The 20,202-nt window shown below is 59.3% G+C and carries 20 protein-coding genes; 15 read left to right on the top strand and 5 right to left on the bottom strand.

Annotated features, from left to right (window positions below; all coding sequences use genetic code 11):
* Positions 1–51 precede the first annotated feature (51 nt).
* The 15 genes from AC2FJ6_RS04990 (at position 52) to AC2FJ6_RS04920 (ending at position 14,211) form a co-directional block, all read left to right on the top strand.
* The gene (locus AC2FJ6_RS04990) at positions 52–675 is read left to right on the top strand and encodes a hypothetical protein (RefSeq protein ID WP_496668547.1); all 624 of its coding nucleotides are present in this window, start codon (positions 52–54) and stop codon (positions 673–675) included.
* A complete protein-coding gene (gene ybgC / locus AC2FJ6_RS04985) occupies positions 672–1,055 on the top strand; it encodes a tol-pal system-associated acyl-CoA thioesterase (RefSeq protein WP_486532211.1) in 384 nt (127 codons plus the stop codon). The genes AC2FJ6_RS04990 and ybgC overlap by 4 nt, the downstream gene beginning before the upstream one ends.
* A gap of 111 nt (positions 1,056–1,166) precedes the next feature.
* Positions 1,167–1,862, top strand: a complete 696-nt coding sequence (gene tolQ / locus AC2FJ6_RS04980; RefSeq protein ID WP_170769962.1) for a protein TolQ — start codon at positions 1,167–1,169, stop codon at positions 1,860–1,862.
* A gap of 1 nt (position 1,863) precedes the next feature.
* Positions 1,864–2,340: a protein TolR gene (tolR, locus tag AC2FJ6_RS04975; RefSeq protein ID WP_480502793.1), complete on the top strand. Its 477-nt coding sequence runs from the start codon at positions 1,864–1,866 to the stop codon at positions 2,338–2,340.
* A gap of 9 nt (positions 2,341–2,349) precedes the next feature.
* On the top strand, positions 2,350–3,456 hold the full coding sequence (gene tolA / locus AC2FJ6_RS04970; protein WP_496668545.1) for a cell envelope integrity protein TolA: 1,107 nt from the start codon (positions 2,350–2,352) through the stop codon (positions 3,454–3,456).
* Positions 3,453–4,772, top strand: a complete 1,320-nt coding sequence (tolB, locus tag AC2FJ6_RS04965) for a Tol-Pal system beta propeller repeat protein TolB (RefSeq protein WP_480548902.1) — start codon at positions 3,453–3,455, stop codon at positions 4,770–4,772. Before tolA ends, tolB begins: the two co-directional genes overlap by 4 nt.
* Positions 4,773–4,859: 87 nt before the next feature.
* On the top strand, positions 4,860–5,372 hold the full coding sequence (gene pal, locus AC2FJ6_RS04960; protein ID WP_170769966.1) for a peptidoglycan-associated lipoprotein Pal: 513 nt from the start codon (positions 4,860–4,862) through the stop codon (positions 5,370–5,372).
* A 4-nt stretch (positions 5,373–5,376) separates the two neighbouring features.
* Complete coding sequence (gene ybgF, locus AC2FJ6_RS04955) at positions 5,377–6,201, top strand: tol-pal system protein YbgF (protein WP_170770606.1); 825 nt, start codon at positions 5,377–5,379, stop codon at positions 6,199–6,201.
* Positions 6,198–7,445 carry a tRNA lysidine(34) synthetase TilS gene (gene tilS / locus AC2FJ6_RS04950; protein WP_496668543.1) on the top strand — a complete coding sequence of 416 codons (1,248 nt, stop codon included), beginning with the start codon at positions 6,198–6,200 and terminating at the stop codon, positions 7,443–7,445. Before ybgF ends, tilS begins: the two co-directional genes overlap by 4 nt.
* A gap of 76 nt (positions 7,446–7,521) precedes the next feature.
* Positions 7,522–9,438 (top strand): ATP-dependent zinc metalloprotease FtsH, encoded by a 1,917-nt coding sequence (gene ftsH, locus AC2FJ6_RS04945; protein WP_170782882.1) that lies wholly within the window; start codon positions 7,522–7,524, stop codon positions 9,436–9,438.
* A 90-nt stretch (positions 9,439–9,528) separates the two neighbouring features.
* Complete coding sequence (locus tag AC2FJ6_RS04940) at positions 9,529–10,104, top strand: MOSC domain-containing protein (protein WP_496668541.1); 576 nt, start codon at positions 9,529–9,531, stop codon at positions 10,102–10,104.
* A gap of 186 nt (positions 10,105–10,290) precedes the next feature.
* Positions 10,291–11,967, top strand: coding sequence for a formate--tetrahydrofolate ligase (locus tag AC2FJ6_RS04935; RefSeq protein ID WP_170769970.1), 1,677 nt, complete (start codon positions 10,291–10,293; stop codon positions 11,965–11,967).
* Positions 11,968–12,025: 58 nt separating this feature from the next.
* Positions 12,026–12,331, top strand: coding sequence for a chorismate mutase (locus tag AC2FJ6_RS04930; protein ID WP_170769971.1), 306 nt, complete (start codon positions 12,026–12,028; stop codon positions 12,329–12,331).
* 51 nt (positions 12,332–12,382) lie between these two features.
* Positions 12,383–13,273, top strand: a complete 891-nt coding sequence (gene folD / locus AC2FJ6_RS04925) for a bifunctional methylenetetrahydrofolate dehydrogenase/methenyltetrahydrofolate cyclohydrolase FolD (RefSeq protein ID WP_170769972.1) — start codon at positions 12,383–12,385, stop codon at positions 13,271–13,273.
* 200 nt (positions 13,274–13,473) lie between these two features.
* Positions 13,474–14,211 carry a LytTR family DNA-binding domain-containing protein gene (locus AC2FJ6_RS04920; RefSeq protein WP_170769973.1) on the top strand — a complete coding sequence of 246 codons (738 nt, stop codon included), beginning with the start codon at positions 13,474–13,476 and terminating at the stop codon, positions 14,209–14,211.
* 5 nt (positions 14,212–14,216) lie between these two features.
* On the opposite strand, the gene pdeM is transcribed toward AC2FJ6_RS04920, so the two are convergent.
* From pdeM to AC2FJ6_RS04895, 5 genes are all read right to left on the bottom strand, one after another.
* Positions 14,217–14,879, bottom strand: a complete 663-nt coding sequence (gene pdeM, locus AC2FJ6_RS04915) for a ligase-associated DNA damage response endonuclease PdeM (protein WP_170769974.1) — start codon at positions 14,877–14,879, stop codon at positions 14,217–14,219.
* A 44-nt stretch (positions 14,880–14,923) separates the two neighbouring features.
* Positions 14,924–17,332 carry a ligase-associated DNA damage response DEXH box helicase gene (locus AC2FJ6_RS04910; protein WP_496668539.1) on the bottom strand — a complete coding sequence of 803 codons (2,409 nt, stop codon included), beginning with the start codon at positions 17,330–17,332 and terminating at the stop codon, positions 14,924–14,926.
* A 39-nt stretch (positions 17,333–17,371) separates the two neighbouring features.
* On the bottom strand, positions 17,372–18,679 hold the full coding sequence (locus AC2FJ6_RS04905) for a DUF8689 domain-containing protein (protein ID WP_170769976.1): 1,308 nt from the start codon (positions 18,677–18,679) through the stop codon (positions 17,372–17,374).
* A 117-nt stretch (positions 18,680–18,796) separates the two neighbouring features.
* Complete coding sequence (locus tag AC2FJ6_RS04900) at positions 18,797–19,342, bottom strand: prepilin peptidase (protein ID WP_170769977.1); 546 nt, start codon at positions 19,340–19,342, stop codon at positions 18,797–18,799.
* A gap of 3 nt (positions 19,343–19,345) precedes the next feature.
* Positions 19,346–20,197 carry a tetratricopeptide repeat protein gene (locus AC2FJ6_RS04895; RefSeq protein WP_170769978.1) on the bottom strand — a complete coding sequence of 284 codons (852 nt, stop codon included), beginning with the start codon at positions 20,195–20,197 and terminating at the stop codon, positions 19,346–19,348.
* Between the last annotated feature and the right edge of the window lie 5 nt (positions 20,198–20,202).

Raw genomic sequence — 20,202 nt, 5'->3', positions numbered from 1 at the left:
GGATTTTAAGCCTCCGGCGGCCATATTTGAAACGAGAAGAAGGGTCTGCGCGTGACACCTGATCAAATCGAAGCGCTGTTCACCCGCGAAAGCGGCGAGTTTTTGTTCGCACGTTGGGGGCGTCCGATTGTGCCCATCGTTTTCGGGGTGGAAGATGACACCTTGGCCACGGTCAAAGGGGCGTTCGAAGCGGTCGTCACGCTGGCCGGTCACAAAATGGCGGAAACGGACCCTGAACTGGGGGCCAACTGCATGGTGTTCTTCTTCCGGGACTGGAATGAGCTGTTGGAAGTGCCGGACCTCGATCGTCTTGTCCCGGACCTAGCACCTTTGGTCGAACGACTGGTTGCGGTAGATGCCAACCAATATCGTATCTTCCGGTTCGAGGAAGACGGCGCAATCCGTGCCGCGTTCGTGTTTTTGCGAATGGACAAAGAGCTGTCGAAGGTGCCTGCCGAAACTCTGGCGCTCAGCCAGGTGGTGCAGACCGTTTTGCTATGGTCCGACACGGCATTTCGCACACAATCACCTTTGGCGTTGGCGGGTGAGGCCACGATTTTGCGGCCAGACATTGCGGGTCTGATCCGTGCGGCCTACGATCCGGTATTGCCGGGTGCGGCGCAGGATGCCTCTCATGCGTTGCGCCTGTTTGCCAGATTGGAGCAACCGCAATGACCCATACCTATACCGTCCGGGTTTTCTATGAAGACACCGATATGGGGGGTGTGGTCTATCACGCGAACTATCTGAAATTCATCGAGAGGGCGCGCTCGGACTATGTGCGCAATATCGGTAACGACCAGAATGCGATGCGCGATGCGGGTATTGTCTGGGTCGTGCGTAAGATTGAGGCCGAATATCTGGCCCCTGCGAAATTCGATGATGAGTTGACGATTGAAACCTGGATCACGTCGCTGTCTGGCGCGCGGCTGACGATGGCGCAGCGGGTGACACGGGGCGAGACCGAAGTTTTCACCGCCTCGGTCACGGCGGTCTGCATGAATGCGCAGGGCAAACCGGTGCGTCTTCCGGCAGAGATTCGCGCATTGATGTAACATTTTGCGGGACCGGGGTGGTTCTGTTGGCTTTTCATATCCAACTGCGTTAGCGTTTATCAAAACAAGGCCAAACGAACGGCCATCAGGCAAAAACTAAAGAGCAGGTTCATGGAAGCTGAAACGCTGGCGCTGGCGCAGGAGATCGACTTCTCCATGTGGGGGCTGTATGCCCGCGCGACCTTTATCGTCAAACTGGTGATGCTGATGCTGATCGGTGCGTCGATCTGGTCCTGGGGGATTATCATTCAGAAGATCATCAACTACCGGGCCGCGCGGCGTGAGGCGCAGGTGTTTGATGAGGCGTTCTGGTCCGGCAACCCCTTGGATGAGTTGTTTGAGCAGATCGGCACGCAGCCCGATGGCAGTTCCGAAAAGATTTTCGCTGCGGGCATGATCGAATGGCGTCGTTCACACCGCACCGATGGCGGGCTGATCGCGGGGGCCACGGCGCGGATTGACCGGTCAATGGATGTGGCCATCGCCAAAGAGTCCGAGACGCTGCAAAAGGGTCTGCCGGTCTTGGCGACGGTTGGCTCGACCGCGCCCTTTATCGGGCTGTTCGGCACGGTTTGGGGCATCATGAACGCCTTTATCGAGATTGCCGAACAACAAAACACCAATCTGGCGGTTGTAGCCCCCGGTATTGCCGAGGCTTTGCTGGCGACCGGTCTGGGCCTGTTGGCCGCGATCCCGGCGGTGATTTTCTACAATAAACTCAGCGCGGATAGTGACCGGATCGTGGGCGGCTATGAGGCCTTTGCAGACGAATTCGCCACCATCCTGTCGCGTCAGTTGGACAGCTAGGATGGGCGCTGCGGTTCAGCAAAGCTCGGGCAGCAATGGACGCAGACGCGGACGTCGTCGCGGTCGTGCCCAGCCGATGGCTGAGATCAACGTCACGCCCTTTGTGGATGTTATGTTGGTGTTGCTGATCATCTTCATGGTCGCCGCACCATTGTTGACTGTCGGGGTGCCGGTGGACCTGCCCAAGACGGCGGCCAGTGCATTGCCCGGTGATAATGAGGAACCTTTGACCGTGACGCTGACCGCAGATGGTCAGGTGCAGATTCAGACGACAGATGTTCAGCGTGAAGAATTGATTGGCAGATTGCGCGCCATCGCGTCCGAGCGCAGCAGTGACCGTGTGTTCCTGCGGGCGGATGGCTCGATCCCTTATGCGCAGGTAATGCAGGTAATGGGTGCGTTGAATGCGGGTGGGTTTTCCAATGTCGGTCTCGTCACCGACACGGGCGGTCCGACGCTTGACGAAGGTGGAGAGTGAGGCGGCACGGTGGATACCGGCACCAAGATCTCGGCGATTGCCCATGTCAGTTTGATCGGATGGGCCTTGTTCGGCGGCACGTTCCGGTCCGAACCCTTGCCGATGGCCGTGCAGGATGTCTCGGTGATCTCGGCTGAGCAATTTGCGGCAATGACCGCCCAGCGGGATGCGCCCGAGGTGACAACGCCTGCGGCCTTGCAGCAGCCTGACACGCCGGTTGAAGAGGTGACGCCGCCCGAGCCGGTCGAAGAAGATCAGACGGTGCCCGAGGTGTCGGAGCCATCCGAGCCCGAGCCTGACCCGGTGCCCGAGGCGGTGGAACCGCCGCCCGAGCCGGTGGTAATCGAACAACCCCCGGCGCTTGAGCCGCCCGCGCCAGAGGTGGCCGCCTTGCCCGTGCCCCCCGGCCCCGAGGCGCAGCCGCGCCCGGCAGACAAGGTTGCGCCAGAACCCGTTGCACCGCCTCCGCCCGAGGCTGCACCCGATGACATTGAAACGCCCGCTGTGTCCTTGGAAGAAGGCGCCGAGATCCAGCAAGAGCAACAGGATCAGACCGCTCCCGAAGAGGCCACGGATGAGATCGTGACCGAGGCCGAGGAAGCCAGGGAATACGCGCCCCGCAGTTCTCCGCGGCCACAGGTTCGGCCAAACCGACCGCCCCCTCCGGTGCAGTCTGAGGTGGCAGAAACACCCGAAGTCGAGCCCGAGACACCTGCGCCGCAGCCTGCGGATGAAAGCGCCATCGAAGATGCGTTGGCCGAGGCGCTGGGGCAGGGCACAGAACCCTCTGGCCCGCCGCTGACCAGTGGTGAGAAAGATGCAATGCGTTTGGCAGTGTCGCGGTGTTGGAACGTTGGGTCCTTGTCAACGGATGCGCTGCAAACGGTGGTAGTCGTTGGATTTTCGCTGACCCCCGATGGCAAGGTGGTGGGTGGCAGTTTGCGTTTGATCGACAGTTCAGGCGGTTCCGACGGCGCAGCAAGACAAGCCTATGAGGCCGCCCGACGTGCGATCCTGCGCTGCGGGGCAAAAGGATACAACCTGCCTGCTGACAAATACGCGCAATGGCAGGATATTGAGATTACATTCAATCCCGAGAGGATGCGGATCAAATGATGAGATTTCTGACCAGCCTGTTGCTCGGCCTGACGCTTCTGACAGCGCCGGTTCATGCCCAGAACGGACCGCTGCGCTTGGAACTGGATCAGGGGATCATCGAACCCTTGCCCTTCGCGGTGCCCAGTTTCGTGCCCGACGGTCCCGCTGCGGCTCAGTACGCGCAAGATATCACACGGGTTGTCGCAGCGGACCTCACCGGCACCGGGCTGTTCCGCGAAATCTCGTCTGATGCATTTATCAGCCGGGTCAGCAGCTTTGAGGCGCCACTGCAATTTGCCGACTGGAAGGCGATCAATGCCGAGGCGCTTGTTACTGGGGCGGTAAATGTCTCGGGCAACCGGCTAACGGTCCGCTTCCGGGTATGGGATGTATTCTCCGGGCAAGAGCTTGGCAACGGGCTGCAGTTCGCAGGTACTACGGATGGCTGGCGGCGCATGGCGCATAAGGTGGCCGATCAGGTCTATAGCCGCGTGACGGGTGAGGGCGGTTATTTCGATAGTCGCGTGGCCTTCGTGTCGGAAAGTGGCCCCAAGGATCAGCGTCTGAAACGTCTGGCGATCATGGACTACGATGGTGCAAACGTGCAGTACCTGACTGACAGTGCCGCCATCGTGCTGGCCCCGCGCTTTTCACCGACGGGGGATCGGTTGCTTTATACCAGCTATGAAACCGGCCAGCCGCGCATCTATGTGCTGGATGTGGACCGTGTCCGCCGCACCGAGCTGAACACGCCCGGCGGCACGATGAGCTTTTCACCTCGTTTCTCGCCGGATGGACGCTCGATTGTCTATTCGCTGATTCAAGGGGGGAATACGGATCTTTGGAAAATGGATCTAGCCTCGGGGCAGAGCGTGCGTTTGACTAACACGCCGGCGATTGAGACCGCGCCCAGCTATTCGCCAGATGGGTCGCAAATCGTGTTCGAAAGCGACCGCTCGGGCACGCCGCAACTGTATATCATGCCCGCAAATGGGGGTGAGGCGACGCGGATCAGTTTCGGTCAGGGGCGTTATGGTACGCCGGTCTGGTCCCCGCGGGGCGATCTGGTCGCTTTCACCAAGCAAAACAAAGGTCGGTTCCATATCGGCGTGATGCGCACCGATGGCAGTGAGGAACGCCTATTGACCTCGTCTTTTCTGGACGAAGGGCCGACATGGTCGCCCAATGGCCGGGTGATCATGTTTACCCGCGAAACCCAAGGGGCGAGCGGTCGGGCGACTTTGTATTCGGTGGATATTTCGGGCCGGAACCTGCGCCCGGTGCGCACGCCGGATGGTGGCAGCGATCCGTCCTGGGGGCCTTTGCAGAATTGATCGCGGGGGCGGTCGGAAAAGTTCACAAGAAACCCGCGCTGTGATACACAGGCGGCAATAAACAGAAAACACAACGAGGCACTTGAAATGAACGTATTGGGCAAAGTGGTAGCTTTGGGCGTGCTAGGCATTCTGGCCGCCTGCACCAGCAACGATCCCTCGACATTAGGAGGCGGCCTTGGCGGCGGCGCAAATGGTGGTGGTCTGGCCGCAGGATCGCCCAGCGATCCGCGCTCACCGGCTTATTTCCAGCAGACCGTCGGCGACCGGGTTCTGTTTGCGATCGATCAGTCGACCCTTACACCGCAAGCGCAGACCGTTCTGCAGGGTCAGGCGGACTGGCTGTTGGCGAACCCCGATTTCGTGGCAACCATCGAGGGCCACGCAGATGAACAGGGCACTCGCGAATACAACCTTGCACTGGGCGCACGTCGGGCGAATGCGGCCCGCGAATACCTGATCTCGCGCGGGGTGGCGGGCAACCGTCTGACCACGGTCAGCTTTGGCAAGGAACGCCCGATCGAGATTTGCAGTACCGAGGATTGCTATTCCAAGAACCGCCGTGCGGTTACGGTGCTGACCGGCTCAACACTGGGGTAAGATGATGAAAGTTGCAGGATGGGTTCTGGCCGCGGTTTTGGCGACCGCCGGGGTGGCACAAGCACAGGATCAGCAGACCCTAGCCGATATCCGGCAGGAGTTGACCGTGTTGCATGTGGAAATCCAGCGTCTGAAACGTGAGTTTTCGACGACGGGGTCTCCGTCACCCAACCTGTCCGGCAGTTCGGTGCTTGAACGCGTGGACGCGATTGAAGCTGAATTGCAGCGCCTGACCCGTCAGACTGAGCAGTTGAACCAGCGGGTGCAGAATATCGTCACCGACGGCACCAACCGCATCGGCGATCTGGAGTTCCGTCTGGTTGAATTGGAAGGTGGCGATCTGAGCACGCTGGGCGAAACCTCGACCCTAGGGGGTGAGACGCAGATTACGGCAGCTGCTCCGACAACGCCTGCTGCGCCCACGGCGATTGATCAGGGTGAGTTGGCGATAGGCGAACGCGCGGATTTCGACGCTGCCGCGCAAGCGCTGGCCGAGGGCAATTTTCAGGCCGCAGCCGACCAGTTTGCAAGCTTTGATACCTCATATCCCGGCAGCCCTCTTGCGCCCGAAGCTAACCTGAAGCGCGGGCAAGCGTTGGAAGGGTTGGGCGACACTCGCGAAGCGGCGCGTGCCTTTCTGGCCAGTTTCACCGGTGATTCCGAGGGGACTTTTGCGCCCGAGGCTTTGTTTGAGCTCGGCTCGGCCTTGGGTCGACTGGGACAAACCGATCAGGCTTGTATAACACTCAGCGAGGTTGGGGTGCGGTTCCCGGCATCCCCAGCGGCCTCTAGCGCGACACAGGAAATGGCGTCGCTGGGCTGTTCTTGACCACATTCCCCGACAAGTTGAAGGATGCGTTACGCAGGCGACTGCCCGCGCAACTTCCTGCCCGCTTGGGGGTTGCAGTTTCAGGCGGCGGCGACTCGGTCGCTTTGCTGCACCTTCTTGCGGAGAACGCGCAGGGCGTTTCGCTGTACGTTGCAACGGTGGATCATGGATTGCGCCCTGAATCTCGCACTGAAGCCGATCGGGTTGCCGAAATGGCCCGAGACATGGGTTTGGCCCATGAAGCGTTGCGGTGGACCGGATGGGATGGCAGCGGCAACTTGCAGGATCAAGCGCGGCAGGCCCGGTACAGGTTGCTGACCGACTGGGCCCGGCGCAATGATGTACCCGCTATCGCACTTGGTCACACTGCCGACGATCAGGCCGAAACCGTCCTGCTGCGGCTTGGTCGCGCGTCCGGCGTCACAGGCCTGTCTGGGATGCCTGCTGCGCGCGAGCTGAACGGGGTTCAACTGCTCAGACCGCTTTTGGATGTCACCCGACAGGAGTTGCGCGACTACCTGAATGCACACGGGTTGGACTGGATAGAAGACCCTTCGAATCACGACCTGCGCTTTGATCGGATCAAGGCACGTGAGGCTCTGGCAGGGTTGGAAGAGATCGGCATAACCGCCCGTTCCCTCAGCCGGGTGGCTGACAACCTTGCACAAGCGCGCGAGGCTTTGGACGTGTTTACGCAGGAAACCGCGCGTCAGGTTCTGCGGGCTGAGACGGGCGACATTTGCGTTGATCGCGCTGGTTTTGTGGCGCTGCCCAGCGAAATCCAACGGCGTCTGTTGGTGGGCAGTATCCAATGGATCGCGGGTGCAGGCTATCCGCCGCGGCAGATGGCGGTCGAACAGGCTCTGTCGGCTTTGCGCCAAGCAGAAACAACCACAATCGGGGGATGTATGGTGGTTGCCAAGGACGAGAACACGTGGATTTGCAGGGAACTAGGGGCGATTTCCGTACAACCTTCCAAGCCGGGCGATTTGTGGGATAGCCGCTGGATCTTGACCGGTCCGCAAAGATCAGACGCGCAAGTCCGCCCATTGGCAGAGGCCGGGCTGCGGCAGTTGCCCGACTGGCGTGCTTTGGGAAAACCGCGCGCGGCGCTTGTGGCATCGCCCGCGATTTGGGCAGAAGACACGCTGCTGTCGGCGCCTTTGGCGGGTTTTTCCAATGGTTGGCGGGCGGAATTGGCGTCAGAAGTGTTCGAGTTGCACTCTTCTTTTTTATCGCATTGAACCTGCTTGAATCATCTCTATTTTATAGGGCAACCCGGCAGACCCCCATCTGCCGAAATCTTTTGGGAGATTTTCCTTGGGCAACGCTCGTAACATCGCCTTCTGGGTCGTTCTGTTTTTACTGATCCTAGCACTGTTCAATCTGTTCAGCGGACCGGGTGGAACGCTTCAGAGCAATGAAAGAACTTATTCCGATTTCGTCACAGCCGTTGAAAGCGGCGAAGTTAAGAATGTGACGCTGGATGGCGAACAGATTCGCTACACCACGCAAAGTGGTGCCAGCTATGTCACCATCAAACCCGGGGATGCCGAAGTCACCAAGCTGTTGATCGACGAGAACATCCCGGTGCGGGCGGAAAAACAGCAGCAGTCGGGCTTTCAGTCGTTCCTGATCACATTGCTGCCCTTCCTGCTGCTGATCGGTGTCTGGGTCTATTTCATGAACCGGATGCAAGGCGGCGGTAAAGGTGGCGCGATGGGTTTTGGCAAGTCCAAGGCCAAGATGCTGACCGAAAAGCATGGCCGAGTGACCTTTGACGACGTCGCCGGTATCGACGAGGCCAAGGAAGAGCTGGAGGAGATCGTCGAATTCCTGCGCAACCCGCAGAAATTCAGCCGTCTGGGCGGCAAGATCCCGAAAGGCGCTTTGTTGGTCGGCCCTCCGGGTACTGGTAAGACACTTCTGGCCCGTGCGATTGCAGGTGAGGCAGGCGTGCCCTTCTTCACGATCTCAGGATCGGACTTTGTCGAGATGTTCGTGGGTGTCGGTGCATCGCGTGTGCGCGACATGTTCGAACAGGCAAAGAAAAACGCGCCGTGTATCGTGTTCATCGACGAAATCGACGCGGTGGGCCGCCATCGTGGTGCGGGTTATGGCGGTGGCAACGATGAACGCGAACAAACGCTCAACCAGTTGCTGGTCGAGATGGACGGGTTCGAGGCCAATGAAGGCGTGATCATTCTGGCGGCCACTAACCGTAAGGACGTTCTGGACCCCGCGCTGCTGCGTCCGGGCCGGTTTGACCGCAACGTGACCGTCGGCAACCCTGACATCAAAGGTCGTGAGAAGATTTTGGGCGTGCATGCGCGCAAGACGCCTCTGGGCCCCGATGTTGACCTGCGCATCATTGCGCGGGGGACGCCGGGCTTCTCGGGTGCCGATCTGGCGAATCTCGTGAATGAGGCCGCACTGATGGCCGCGCGTGTTGGTCGCCGCTTCGTCACCATGGAAGATTTCGAGAACGCCAAAGACAAGGTGATGATGGGGGCTGAGCGCCGCAGTATGGTGCTGACGCAAGACCAGAAGGAAAAGACAGCGTATCACGAGGCTGGTCACGCTGTGGTCGGTCTGGAATTGCCGCTGTGCGATCCGGTTTACAAGGCCACGATCATCCCGCGCGGTGGTGCATTGGGTATGGTGGTCTCACTGCCCGAAATGGACCGCTTGAACTATCACCGAGATGAGTGCGAACAAAAGCTGGCCATGACCATGGCCGGTAAGGCCGCCGAAGTCATCAAATACGGTGAGGATCATGTGTCGAACGGTCCCGCTGGCGATATCATGCAGGCCAGTCAATTGGCGCGTGCGATGGTGATGCGCTGGGGCATGTCGGACAAAGTCGGCAATATCGACTATGCCGAGGCGCATGAAGGCTATCAGGGCAACACTGCTGGTTTCTCGGTTTCTGCCCATACCAAAGAGCTGATCGAGGAAGAGGTGAAGCGCCTGATCCAGCAAGGATATGAGCGTGCCCACAAGATTCTGACCGACAAAAACGAAGAATGGGAACGCTTGGCGCAAGGCCTGCTGGAATACGAGACCCTGACCGGTGACGAGATCAAGCGCGTGATGAACGGCGACTCTCCGACCGAAGGTGACGACGAAGGCGATAGCCCTGACGAGGGCAACGCGCCCAGCGTTACGGCCATTCCGAAGACCAAGGTCAAGAAAACTCCGCCCGATGGCGGGATGGAGCCAGAACCGACCGCGTAACAGCAAAAACCCGAGCTAAGGCTCGGGTTTTCTTTTCTTTCCGACGTGCCTGCCGTCTAGTGCCCGTGAAAAGCTGTAAAGGGGATGATTATGCCGGTCATGCGCGAAACGGAATTCATGGGCGAAGTGGTCTGGTTGGGCCATGTACCGGCTGGTCAGTCCATCCGTGCCGACTCCGTACCCGCTTTGTCGCTGGGTTTTGCAGGTGTCGCCGGAGAGCGGCATGAGGGCGAAAACCGCGCTTCATGTGTGCGGATGACGAACCTTTATCCCAAAGGCACAGAAATCCGAAATGTGCGGCAACTCTCGGTGCTGTCTGAAGAGGAGATGCGGGCAACCGCTACCGAGATGGGGCTTGAAACGCTGGACGCGTCCTACCTGGGGGTCAGCATCCTGTTGCGCGGTATTCCTGACTTTACCCATATCCCGCCTTCGTCGCGTCTGCAGGGGCCGGATGGAGTAACGATCACGGTGGATATGGAAAACCGCCCTTGCGTGATTCCCGGCCGCGAGGTCGAGGCCGATTTGCCCGGCCATGGTGCCGCGTTCAAGCCCGCAGCCAAGGGGCGGCGTGGGGTGACTGCATGGGTTGAAAGGCCCGGAGCGCTACATCTGGGTGACCAGCTAAAGCTGTTCGTCCCCGATCAGCGCGCTTGGGCACCTTAAGACACAGGATTTCCGATGGGAAACGATCAAGCTTACGTTACGCGACCCCCTAAGTGACGCTACGCCGTTTCACGGCGTGATTATGTCGGAATCCATATCCATCGCTTTGGTACACAATTGTATGGATTGATCAGCACCGGGCTATTTGCGCCGGTTTGCAAGGCATTCAATCAGGGATCTTGCCCAATGAGCTACAAATCCGACATCGAAATCGCCCGCGAAGCGAATAAGAAACCGATTCAGGAAATCGGTGCCAAGATCGGCATCGAATCCGCCGATCTGCTGCCTTATGGCCACGACAAGGCAAAGGTCAGCCAGGACTTCATCAACTCGGTTCAGGACCGTGAAGACGGCAAGCTGATCCTTGTCACCGCGATCAACCCGACCCCTGCGGGTGAAGGCAAGACCACCACCACCGTGGGTCTGGGCGACGGCCTGAACCGCATCGGCAAAAACGCGATGATCTGTATCCGCGAAGCCTCGCTTGGCCCGAACTTCGGCATGAAGGGCGGCGCTGCAGGTGGCGGTTACGCGCAGGTTGTTCCGATGGAGGAAATGAACCTGCACTTCACCGGTGACTTCCACGCCATCACCTCGGCCCACTCGCTGCTGTCGGCGATGATCGACAACCACATCTATTGGGGCAACGAGTGTGACATCGACATCCGTCGCGTTGCATGGCGTCGTGTGGTCGACATGAACGACCGCGCTCTGCGTCAGATCACCGCCTCGCTGGGCGGCGTGTCGAACGGTTTCCCGCGTGAAGCTGGCTTTGACATCACCGTGGCGTCGGAAGTTATGGCGATCCTGTGCCTGGCCAACGACCTGAAAGACCTGGAAAAGCGCCTGGGCGACATCATCGTTGCTTACCGCCGCGACAAGACTCCGGTCTACTGCCGCGACATCAAGGCCGAAGGCGCAATGACCGTTCTGCTGAAAGACGCAATGCAGCCGAACCTGGTACAGACGCTGGAAAACAACCCGGCCTTCGTCCATGGCGGCCCGTTCGCAAACATCGCGCACGGCTGTAACTCGGTCATCGCGACCAAGACCGCGCTGAAAGTGGCTGACTATGTCGTCACCGAAGCAGGTTTTGGGGCCGACCTGGGTGCCGAGAAGTTCATGAACATCAAATGCCGCAAGGCGGGAATTGCCCCGTCTGCAGTGGTGCTGGTTGCCACCGTACGCGCGATGAAGATGAACGGCGGCGTTGCTAAGGCCGATCTGGGTGCCGAAAACGTGGACGCGGTTCAGTCCGGCTGCGCCAACCTGGGCCGTCACATCGAGAACGTGAAGTCCTTCGGTGTGCCTGTTGTTGTCGCCATCAACCATTTTGTCACCGACACTGATGCCGAAGTTGATGCGGTCAAGAAATATTGCGCCGATCACGGAGTCGAAGCGGTTCTGTCACGTCACTGGGAACTGGGCTCGGAAGGCTCGGCGCCGCTGGCCGAAAAAGTCGTGGAAATCGTCGAAGGTGGCACTGCTAACTTCGCGCCGATCTACCCCGATGACATGCCGTTGTTCGAGAAGGTTGAAACCATCGCCAAGCGCATCTACCGCGCCGATGAGGTTCTGGCTGACAACAAAATCCGTAACCAACTGCGCGAGTGGGAAGACGCGGGCTATGGCAACCTGCCGGTCTGCATGGCGAAAACCCAGTACTCGTTCTCGACCGATCCGACCCTGCGCGGTGCGCCCACCGGCCACTCGGTCCCGGTGCGTGAAGTCCGCCTGTCCGCTGGTGCCGGCTTCATCGTGGTTGTCTGTGGAGAGATCATGACCATGCCTGGCCTGCCGCGTAAACCTGCTGCGGAAACCATCTGCCTTAACGACGCAGGTGAGATCGAAGGCTTGTTCTAAGCCGGTTTTTGAACCATCTCATGGTCCGGGGATATCCCCGGTCCATGAGGAGATCGCTATGCCCACTCTGACACCTCCGCAAGACTGTCATTCTATGCAGGAATTGCGGGTTCAGATCGATAAGCTGGACCGCCAACTGATCGAGATGTTGGTGACGCGCGCAGGTTACATCGACCGCGCCACGCAGCTTAAACCGGCCGAAGGGCTGCCAGCCCGTATCCCGGATCGTGTTGAAGAAGTGGTGCAGCGGGTACGCGACAGCTCGGATGCGTTGGGTATGGATCCTGATCTGGCCGAGCAGTTGTGGCGCATTTTGATTGACTGGTCGATTGCGCGTGAGGAGCGCGTTCTTGGGCCGGAATGAATGACCGGGCGCTTTGCGCCCGATCCGTTTTTGGAAAGAAGGGATCACAGGATGGTAGCCCAGGTTATCGACGGTAAGGCCTTTGCAGCGAATGTGCGTGCACAAGTGGCTGATCAGGTTGCAAAGTTGAAAGAGGAAAACGGTATCACGCCCGGTCTGGCCGTGGTTCTGGTGGGCGAGGATCCGGCCAGCCAGGTTTATGTCCGCTCAAAGGGCAAGCAGACCGTCGAGGTCGGCATGAACTCGTACGAGCACAAGCTGGACGCCGAGACCTCGGAAGAAGACCTGCTGGCACTGATCGACAAGCTAAACAACGATCCGGCCGTGCACGGCATTCTGGTGCAGCTGCCGCTGCCCAAGCACCTGAACGAAGATCTGGTGATCAACTCGATCGACCCGGCCAAGGATGTGGATGGCTTCCACATCTCGAACGTGGGTCTGTTGGGCACCGGCCAGAAGTCGATGGTGCCTTGCACGCCGCTGGGCTGTCTGATGATGCTGCGCGACCACCACGGCTCTCTGTCGGGTATGGACGCTGTTGTGATCGGTCGTTCGAACATCGTGGGTAAGCCGATGGCGCAACTGCTGCTGGGCGAAAGCTGCACCGTGACCATCGCGCATAGCCGCACCAAAGACCTGCCGGACGTCGTGCGCCGCGCCGACATCGTTGTCGCCGCTGTGGGCCGCCCCGAAATGGTGCCGGGTGACTGGATCAAGGAAGGTGCGACTGTCATCGACGTGGGCATCAACCGCATTGAGCGTGACGGCAAGAACAAGCTGGTCGGAGACGTCGACTACGCCAGCGCCGCTGAGCGCGCAGGCGCGATCACGCCGGTTCCGGGTGGCGTAGGTCCGATGACCATCGCCTGCCTGCTGGCCAACACTCTGACAGCGTGCTGCCGCGCGAATGGCCTGCCCGAGCCCGAGGGGCTGACGGCCTGACCTGAATTTTTACTCAGGGCGAATAGAAAAGGCCGTGGAGTTCATCGACTCTTCGGCCTCTTTTGCGATTCATTTTGGAAATATTAAATTTGCACGGTCAGGCTTTTACGTGGAAGGAAACGGTGATAAATCAGTAATCCCAGCTGGTTACGACCTAGGTCGATGGATTGGCCGGGGCCGGGGGGATTTGCAGAGCCAATATGAAGACCATACTGAACTCAATTCTGGCCGAGTTTACTTTGCGCCGAGTGATCGCGGGTTTCGTTTTTCTGCCTTTGTTGGCTTTTGCGCTCCAACCTTTCCCTGAACTAAGCCTGCCATTCCTGTCGCGTCTGGTGTTCTGGTCCGGTGTCACGGCTTTGGCCATCGCGGCAACATGGGCTGCGCGGAGGATCAGCTGCAACTGGTTCAGAAAGTTAGAATTGTCGCGGCGTGATCTGGCGGTAATTCCGGTAATATTGGTGCTGTTCCTTCCCTGCTTATGGGTGATGGTCTGGCTGCTCTTCGCCGCGCAGGGAGCCCAGTCGCCCGGATTTTTGCCGGTTGCCTCCTATGGGGCTTTGTTCGCGACCGGGCTATTGATTACGCGCAGCCCAATGCCCGAGGCACCGGGAGAGATTGCTGTTCAACCCCGTCTGACCCGACGCTTGCCCAAGGGGTTTTCCGGACAGATCTACCGATTGGCGGTGCGGGACCATTCCGTGGATGTCGTGACATCAGAGGGTACATTTACCATCCGGTCACGGCTTTCAGATGCGATTGACGAGATGGAGCCTGTCCTTGGGTATTGTACCCATCGGTCGCATTGGGTGGTTGGCAGCGCCATTGCTGGTGTCGAAAAACATGGTGGCAAGACGTTTCTGCGCCTTGAAAATGGCGACCTGGTTCCGATCAGCCGCAAGTACAAGCCCATGCTGGAACAGCAAGGGATTGTCTGAATTCGCTATGTCGGCATAGGGACCATTTGGGGGTGCGTCCCGATCAAAATGGCCATTGCGTCAACCCCCATTAGTTCGGACACAGCAGCCTGTGTGCTGCGAAGACCGCCGGTATAGGTGCCATAGGCTGGCAGGATCAGGCGGCGTTTGTCCAGCAGAAATGCGGGGCGCGAGATTGACCGTCCTCGTAGTTTTAGCCGCACCTTGGGATGGTAGTGACCAGAGATTTCGGCCTTCCTGTCCGGGTGCGCGATATGGCGGAAGGTCAGGCCCGAAACTGAATGCTCGGCCAGATGCGCGCCGCCCAGATCGACCGGTCCGGGGTCGTGATTGCCTTCGATCCAAATCCAGCGGCGACCGGCTTGCGAGGCTGCGATCTGCAATCTTTCGGCTTCGTTCAGGCCCTGCGTCGAGTCCAGGTCGTCAAAGCTGTCTCCTAAGCAAATTACCGTATCGGCCTGCGTGTGGGCGATGTCCGAGGAAAGCCGCGCCAAGGTGTCCCGGTTTTCATAGGGCGGTAAGGTCAGGCCAGATCGGCGCGCCAGACGCTCTGACTTGCCCAGATGCAGGTCAGACACGCAAAGCAGGCTTTGTTCGGGCCACCAAAGCGCCCCGCTCCCCAAAGCGCGCAGCGTATGCCCCGCAAAGGTGAATGTCAGATCGTTCATGATACGTTCTTTGCGGGTTTTCTGCGGCGCTGCAAGCGGATTCGCTATGGTGCCAACCCTGCTTCTTGCAACAGCCGCGCGCTTTCTTCGGCTAAAAGCCGCTCCTCGGCAGCGCCCTTGACGGGGACTTTGCCGACCTCGAGAAACAGGGGCGCGGCCAGCGGTGAGACGCTATCCAACCGCAACAGGTCGATGCGGTTGCCAATCCGTGCAATCATGTCCTCGATCCGGCCAAAGTCGGCCAGACCGCGCATCGCCTCTTCGCGGGTGATCTGCATCAGCAGGTGGTCGGGGTCGTATTTTAGCAACGTGTCATACAGAATGTCCGAGGAAAACGTCGCCTGCCGCCCGCTTTTGCGCTGCCCGCCGGTGTTGCGCTCGATCAGTCCCGCAATGGTCGCCGAGCTGCGGAAGGTGCGTTTCATCACGGCATTGCCCGCCAGCCACGTGTCCACTCCATCTCGCAGCGTCTCGGCCTGAAACAGGGGGCGCGGGTCGGTGACGGCGTCCAACCCCCAGATCAGGGTGGCATAGTCGGTGGCGACAAACCCAAGCGGCGCAAGGCCGGTTTCCTCCATCCGTTTGGTCAGCAACAGACCCAGCGTTTGCTGCGCATTGCGCCCGGCGAAACCGTAAACACACAGATGTTCGCGCCCGTCCGAGGGGAAGCTTTCGATCAGCAGCCTTTCACGGCTGGGAAGGCGTGAAACCTGCCGTTGCAGGGCCAGCCAGTCCGCCGTGTGCGCGGGCAGTTGTGGCCAGTCCGGTTGGGCAAACATGCGCAGAATACGATCGCTAAGCTGCGTCGAGGTGGCAAACTTCGTGCCCGAGAACACAGCGACTTTTGGCTTGCGATCCGCGCGTCGGCTGACCTCAACTGTCATCTCTCGCAGCCCTTCATAGCGCACGATCTGACCGCCGATCAGAAACGTGTCACCGGGGGTGAGCGTGGCGGCAAAGGCCTCTTCAACCTCGCCCAGCGGTTTGCCGCCGCGATTGCGTTTCAGCCGAACTTTCAGCGTGTCGGTGTCCTGAATCGTTCCCAGATTCATGCGGATGCGCTGCGCCGCGCGTGGATCGCGCAACTGCCACATGCCATCGGGGCGTCGTTGCAGCCGCTGCCAACGGTCGTAAGCGCGCAGGGCGTATCCTCCGGTGGCGCAGAACTCCAGACAATCATTGAATTGCGGGCGGGACAGATCGGCGAACGGTCCGGCGGCCACCATTTCCGAATAAAGCGCATCCGCATCAAACGGGCCTGCCGCCGCCGCGATCAGGATATGCTGACACAGCACATCGCGAGGTCCTGCGCCGCGAGGTTCCCCGTCCAAATCATGGGCTCGGGCGGCTTCGAGCGCGGCGACGCATTCCACCACCTCGAACCGGTTTGCCGGCACCAGCAGAGCCTTCGAGGGTGCGTTGTAGCGGTGATTGGCGCGCCCGATCCGCTGAACCAGACGTTTGACATTCTTGGGCGCACCGATCTGGATCACAAGGTCCACGTCGCCCCAGTCGATGCCCAGATCCAACGAACCGGTACACACAATCGCGCGCAAATCGCCCCGCACCATCGCGGCCTCGACCCGTTCACGCTGTTGCCGATCCAGACTGCCGTGGTGGATGCCGATGGGCAGGGCGTCGTCATTGGCGAGCCACAGATTATGAAAGAAAATCTCGGCCTGCGCGCGGGTATTGTGAAAGATCAGCGTTGTTTTGTGCTGTTTGATCTGTTCCAGAACCGCAGGAATGGCATAGGCGGCCCCGCCGCCTGACCACGGCGGCAGCTCCTGGGTTTCAAGCATCTGAATGTCGGGGTCTGGTCCGGGGTCGGCCTGTACGATTTGGCAGGGGTCGGGGTGCCGGGCCAGAAACCGGGCGATGGCTTCCGGGTCCTCGACCGTAGCAGATAGCCCCACACGCCGCATAGTCGGGCCGAGTGTTTGCAGCCGCGCCAGCGCCAGCATCAACTGATCTCCCCGCTTGCTTTCGGCCAGCGCGTGAATCTCATCAACGATCACACGCTGTACCCCGTGAAACATGCGTTGCGCGTCTTCGTATGAGGTCAACAGGGCCAGGCTTTCCGGCGTGGTTAGTAGGATATGCGGAGGGTCCACCCGTTGGCGTTTCTTCTGCGTGGCCGAAGTGTCACCTGTGCGGTCCTCAATACGGATGGGCAGGCCGATCTCATCCGCTGGGCCCCGCAGGTTGCGCCGGATATCCGCCGCCAGCGCCTTGAGCGGCGAGACATAGATCGTATGCAGACCCTCTGGAGCACTTTCGGACAGTTCGGCCAATGTCGGCAGAAACCCGGCCATCGTCTTGCCGCCACCCGTGGGCGCGATCAGCAACGTTGCCGGGTCCATGGCCCGGTCGAACATATCTTGTTGGTGGGGGTGGATCGACCAGCCTTTGGTCGTGAACCAGTCGGTGATCCGGGCGGGAATCGGCGTCATGGCCGTATGATGGCCCGCCCGGCGTCAGAATGGCAGGGGTTAGTGAACGATCTTTTCTTCTTTGACGAACATGTTGGCCCAGGCGCGGTCGATCAGGTCGGGGCTCATCTGATAGGGGATGCCTTCGAATTCGCAGATCGAGATCATCTGGTCGATCAGGAAGATCGGTTGATAATTGGCGTAGATATTGTTGATGGTTGGGTATTTGACCTTCAACAAATGTACCAAAGCAGCTTCATCCAGCGGCATGCCGCGTTTGCGGGCGACCATGGCGAAGATTTTCAGGAAGTTTTCCTGGTTCGGGCCGTCGATCTTGATCTTAAAGAAGATCCGGCGCAGAGCCGCTTGGTCGAAAATCTCATTCGGGTGGAAGTTGGTCGAAAAGATCACCAGCGTGTCAAAAGGCACCTCAAACTTCTCGCCCGATTGCAGACCTAGGATATCCTTGCTTTCTTCCAGCGGAACAATCCAGCGGTTGATCAGTGCCTGGGGTGGCTCGGCCTGACGGCCAAGGTCGTCCACGATAAAGATGCCGCCGGTCGATTTCAGCTGCAGCGGGGCCTGATAGGTCCGTGCGGTGGGGTTGTAGACCAAGTCCAGCATGCTCAGCGACAGTTCACCACCGGTCACAACGGTCGGGCGCTCGCACTGCACGTAGCGGGTGTCGAACCGTTTGCGGCGGCGAAGGCTGTTGGGGTCGTCAGCCTCTTGTTCGATCGCCGTGTGTACGATCGGGTCATAAACGGTGATCACCTGACCGGCATATTCGATTGCGCGCGGAACATAGACACTGTCCCCCAACGCATCGCGAATCCCGTTCGAAATCGAGGATTTACCATTGCCCGGCGGTCCATACATCAGGATCGAGCGACCCGCGCTGACCGCAGGTCCAAGGTGATCCAACAGGCTGTCGGGCAGAACCAGATGGCCCATAGCACCGGTTAGCTGATCGCGTGTCACCTGAATATTGCGGATCGACTGGCGCTTGACCTGTTCGCGGTACACGTCCAGCGGAACCGGCATCGCGCCAAAGTATTCCGACTGGCTAAGCGCATCCAGCGCCCGCGCCTTACCGGCATCGGTCAACTGGTAACCCATCTCATTGCCGCTATTGGCGTTCAGCGTACCTGTCGCCTCAAGCAATTTTTGTTCGCGTGAGATATCGATCAATTCCTGTGTTACCGCACCGGGCAGGCAAATCGCTTCGGCCACTTCCGAAACGGTGTCTACGTTCTTGCGGAACATCGTTTTCAACAGAATGTCCCGCATCATCACGATCGGAAGCCGCATTTCACCCAGCCCTTTGGGGGCAGGAGGGGCCATGACCGAGGTTGTCTGCATATTCATGAGCGTCGCCCGTCCATCCAGTATTCACGCCAAAAGCCCCCACGGGGCCGCTTGGTAGAAAAACTGGCCTTGCTTTGTGGCAGTACCAAGGCATCGACAAGGCGGGTTAATGATAGTTTACGAGCCGTAAACAGTTCCCAGTATCAGATAAAGGGCGAGGCTACCGCCAAGCGCAAATCCCATGGGAAATTGCTTGCCCCTGTTCCAGCTTTCCCATTCGGGCGCGATGGCCCTTAAGGGGGTCGCCTTGGCCAACCGATGCGTGGCAAATGCCGCCAATGTAGTTGCCATCAAAATCAGGATCACCGCACGAAAATCGGCGGTCCACACAAACGGAGAAGCCGCCGCGATGAACTTGGCGTCCCCCGCGCCCATGACCCCGGCGACATTAAACAGGATGCCCAAAACCAGAAAGACGAGCGCGTGCAGAAGTTGCCAGATATAAGGTGGAAGGGAAATCGCAATTGGCCCCAGCCGCCCCTGCGTCCACTCCATTGACCAAGGAGGCAGTAGAAACAGACCGATCACCACAAAGACGCCAAACAACGCTACCACAGCGTGGTTCTTGATCAGCATCTCGCGCATGTCGGTGAAAGCAACGTAAAAACAGATCGGCAGGACGAACGGCAAAAACCAGGCCGCGGCCTCTGCTGGGATGTGCATCAATTAGGCTTCCTCGAGCGCACGGAGCGAACGAACCGCTTCCTCGTAGTGCTGCGGGTGCGTGGAAATCGCTTCCCGGAACAGGTTCTTCGCAGTGGCAACATCGCCTTGTTTGACTGCGGAAATCCCCATTGTGTTCAGCAACATAGCGCGTTCAACCTGCGTCATCGGGACAACCGGCATCGCATAGTTTCCCTGAGCCGCACGCGCCAGAACCAGATTGTTCTTGGCGGTAAAGAGGGTCCGGTCCTGACGAATTGCTTCAGCGAACAGACGCTCGGCGTCTTCGTAATCGCCGCGCGACAGTTTGGAATAGCCCCAATTGTTCATCACGCTTCCGGGACGGGTCGTCAAACCGACAGCGGTTTCATAAAAATGGTCCGCGCGGTTCCAATCTTTTTGAGAATCCGCGACAACCGCCTCGAGGCGATACCGTTTGAATGTCTCATAGGTTGGCGAAATACCGTCCAGCACCGTCTTGGCCTGATTCCAATCGCCCGACCGGACCAGCGCGTCCGCATACTCCACACGGTCCACGTTGCCGGACCCTTTCATGGTGGTGACCTTTTTCCAGGCGGCCGTCGCCTCGGTGGTGCGTTTCGCGCGAGACAGTGAAATGGCCAGACCGCGCTGCAAATCAATCCGACCGGGGTTCTTTGCGGCTGCGCCCTGGAAATAGGTCACGGCCTCGTTCGGGTCTGCGGCGGTCAGTAGAACATCGTTCAAATTGGTCTCGTCGATGACGTTTACTTCCTGAAACGTCTTTTCGACCTTTTCCTCTTCGGTTTCTTTTTCGCAGGCCGACAGGATCAGCCCACACAAAACCATCGACGGAATCAAGAATTGTTGGCGCATTTTTG

The sequence above is a fragment of the Ruegeria sp. CDSA089 genome (assembly GCF_059612205.1).
Note: the sequence above shows the minus strand (reverse complement) of the source record. Positions and strands in the feature narration are given on the sequence as shown.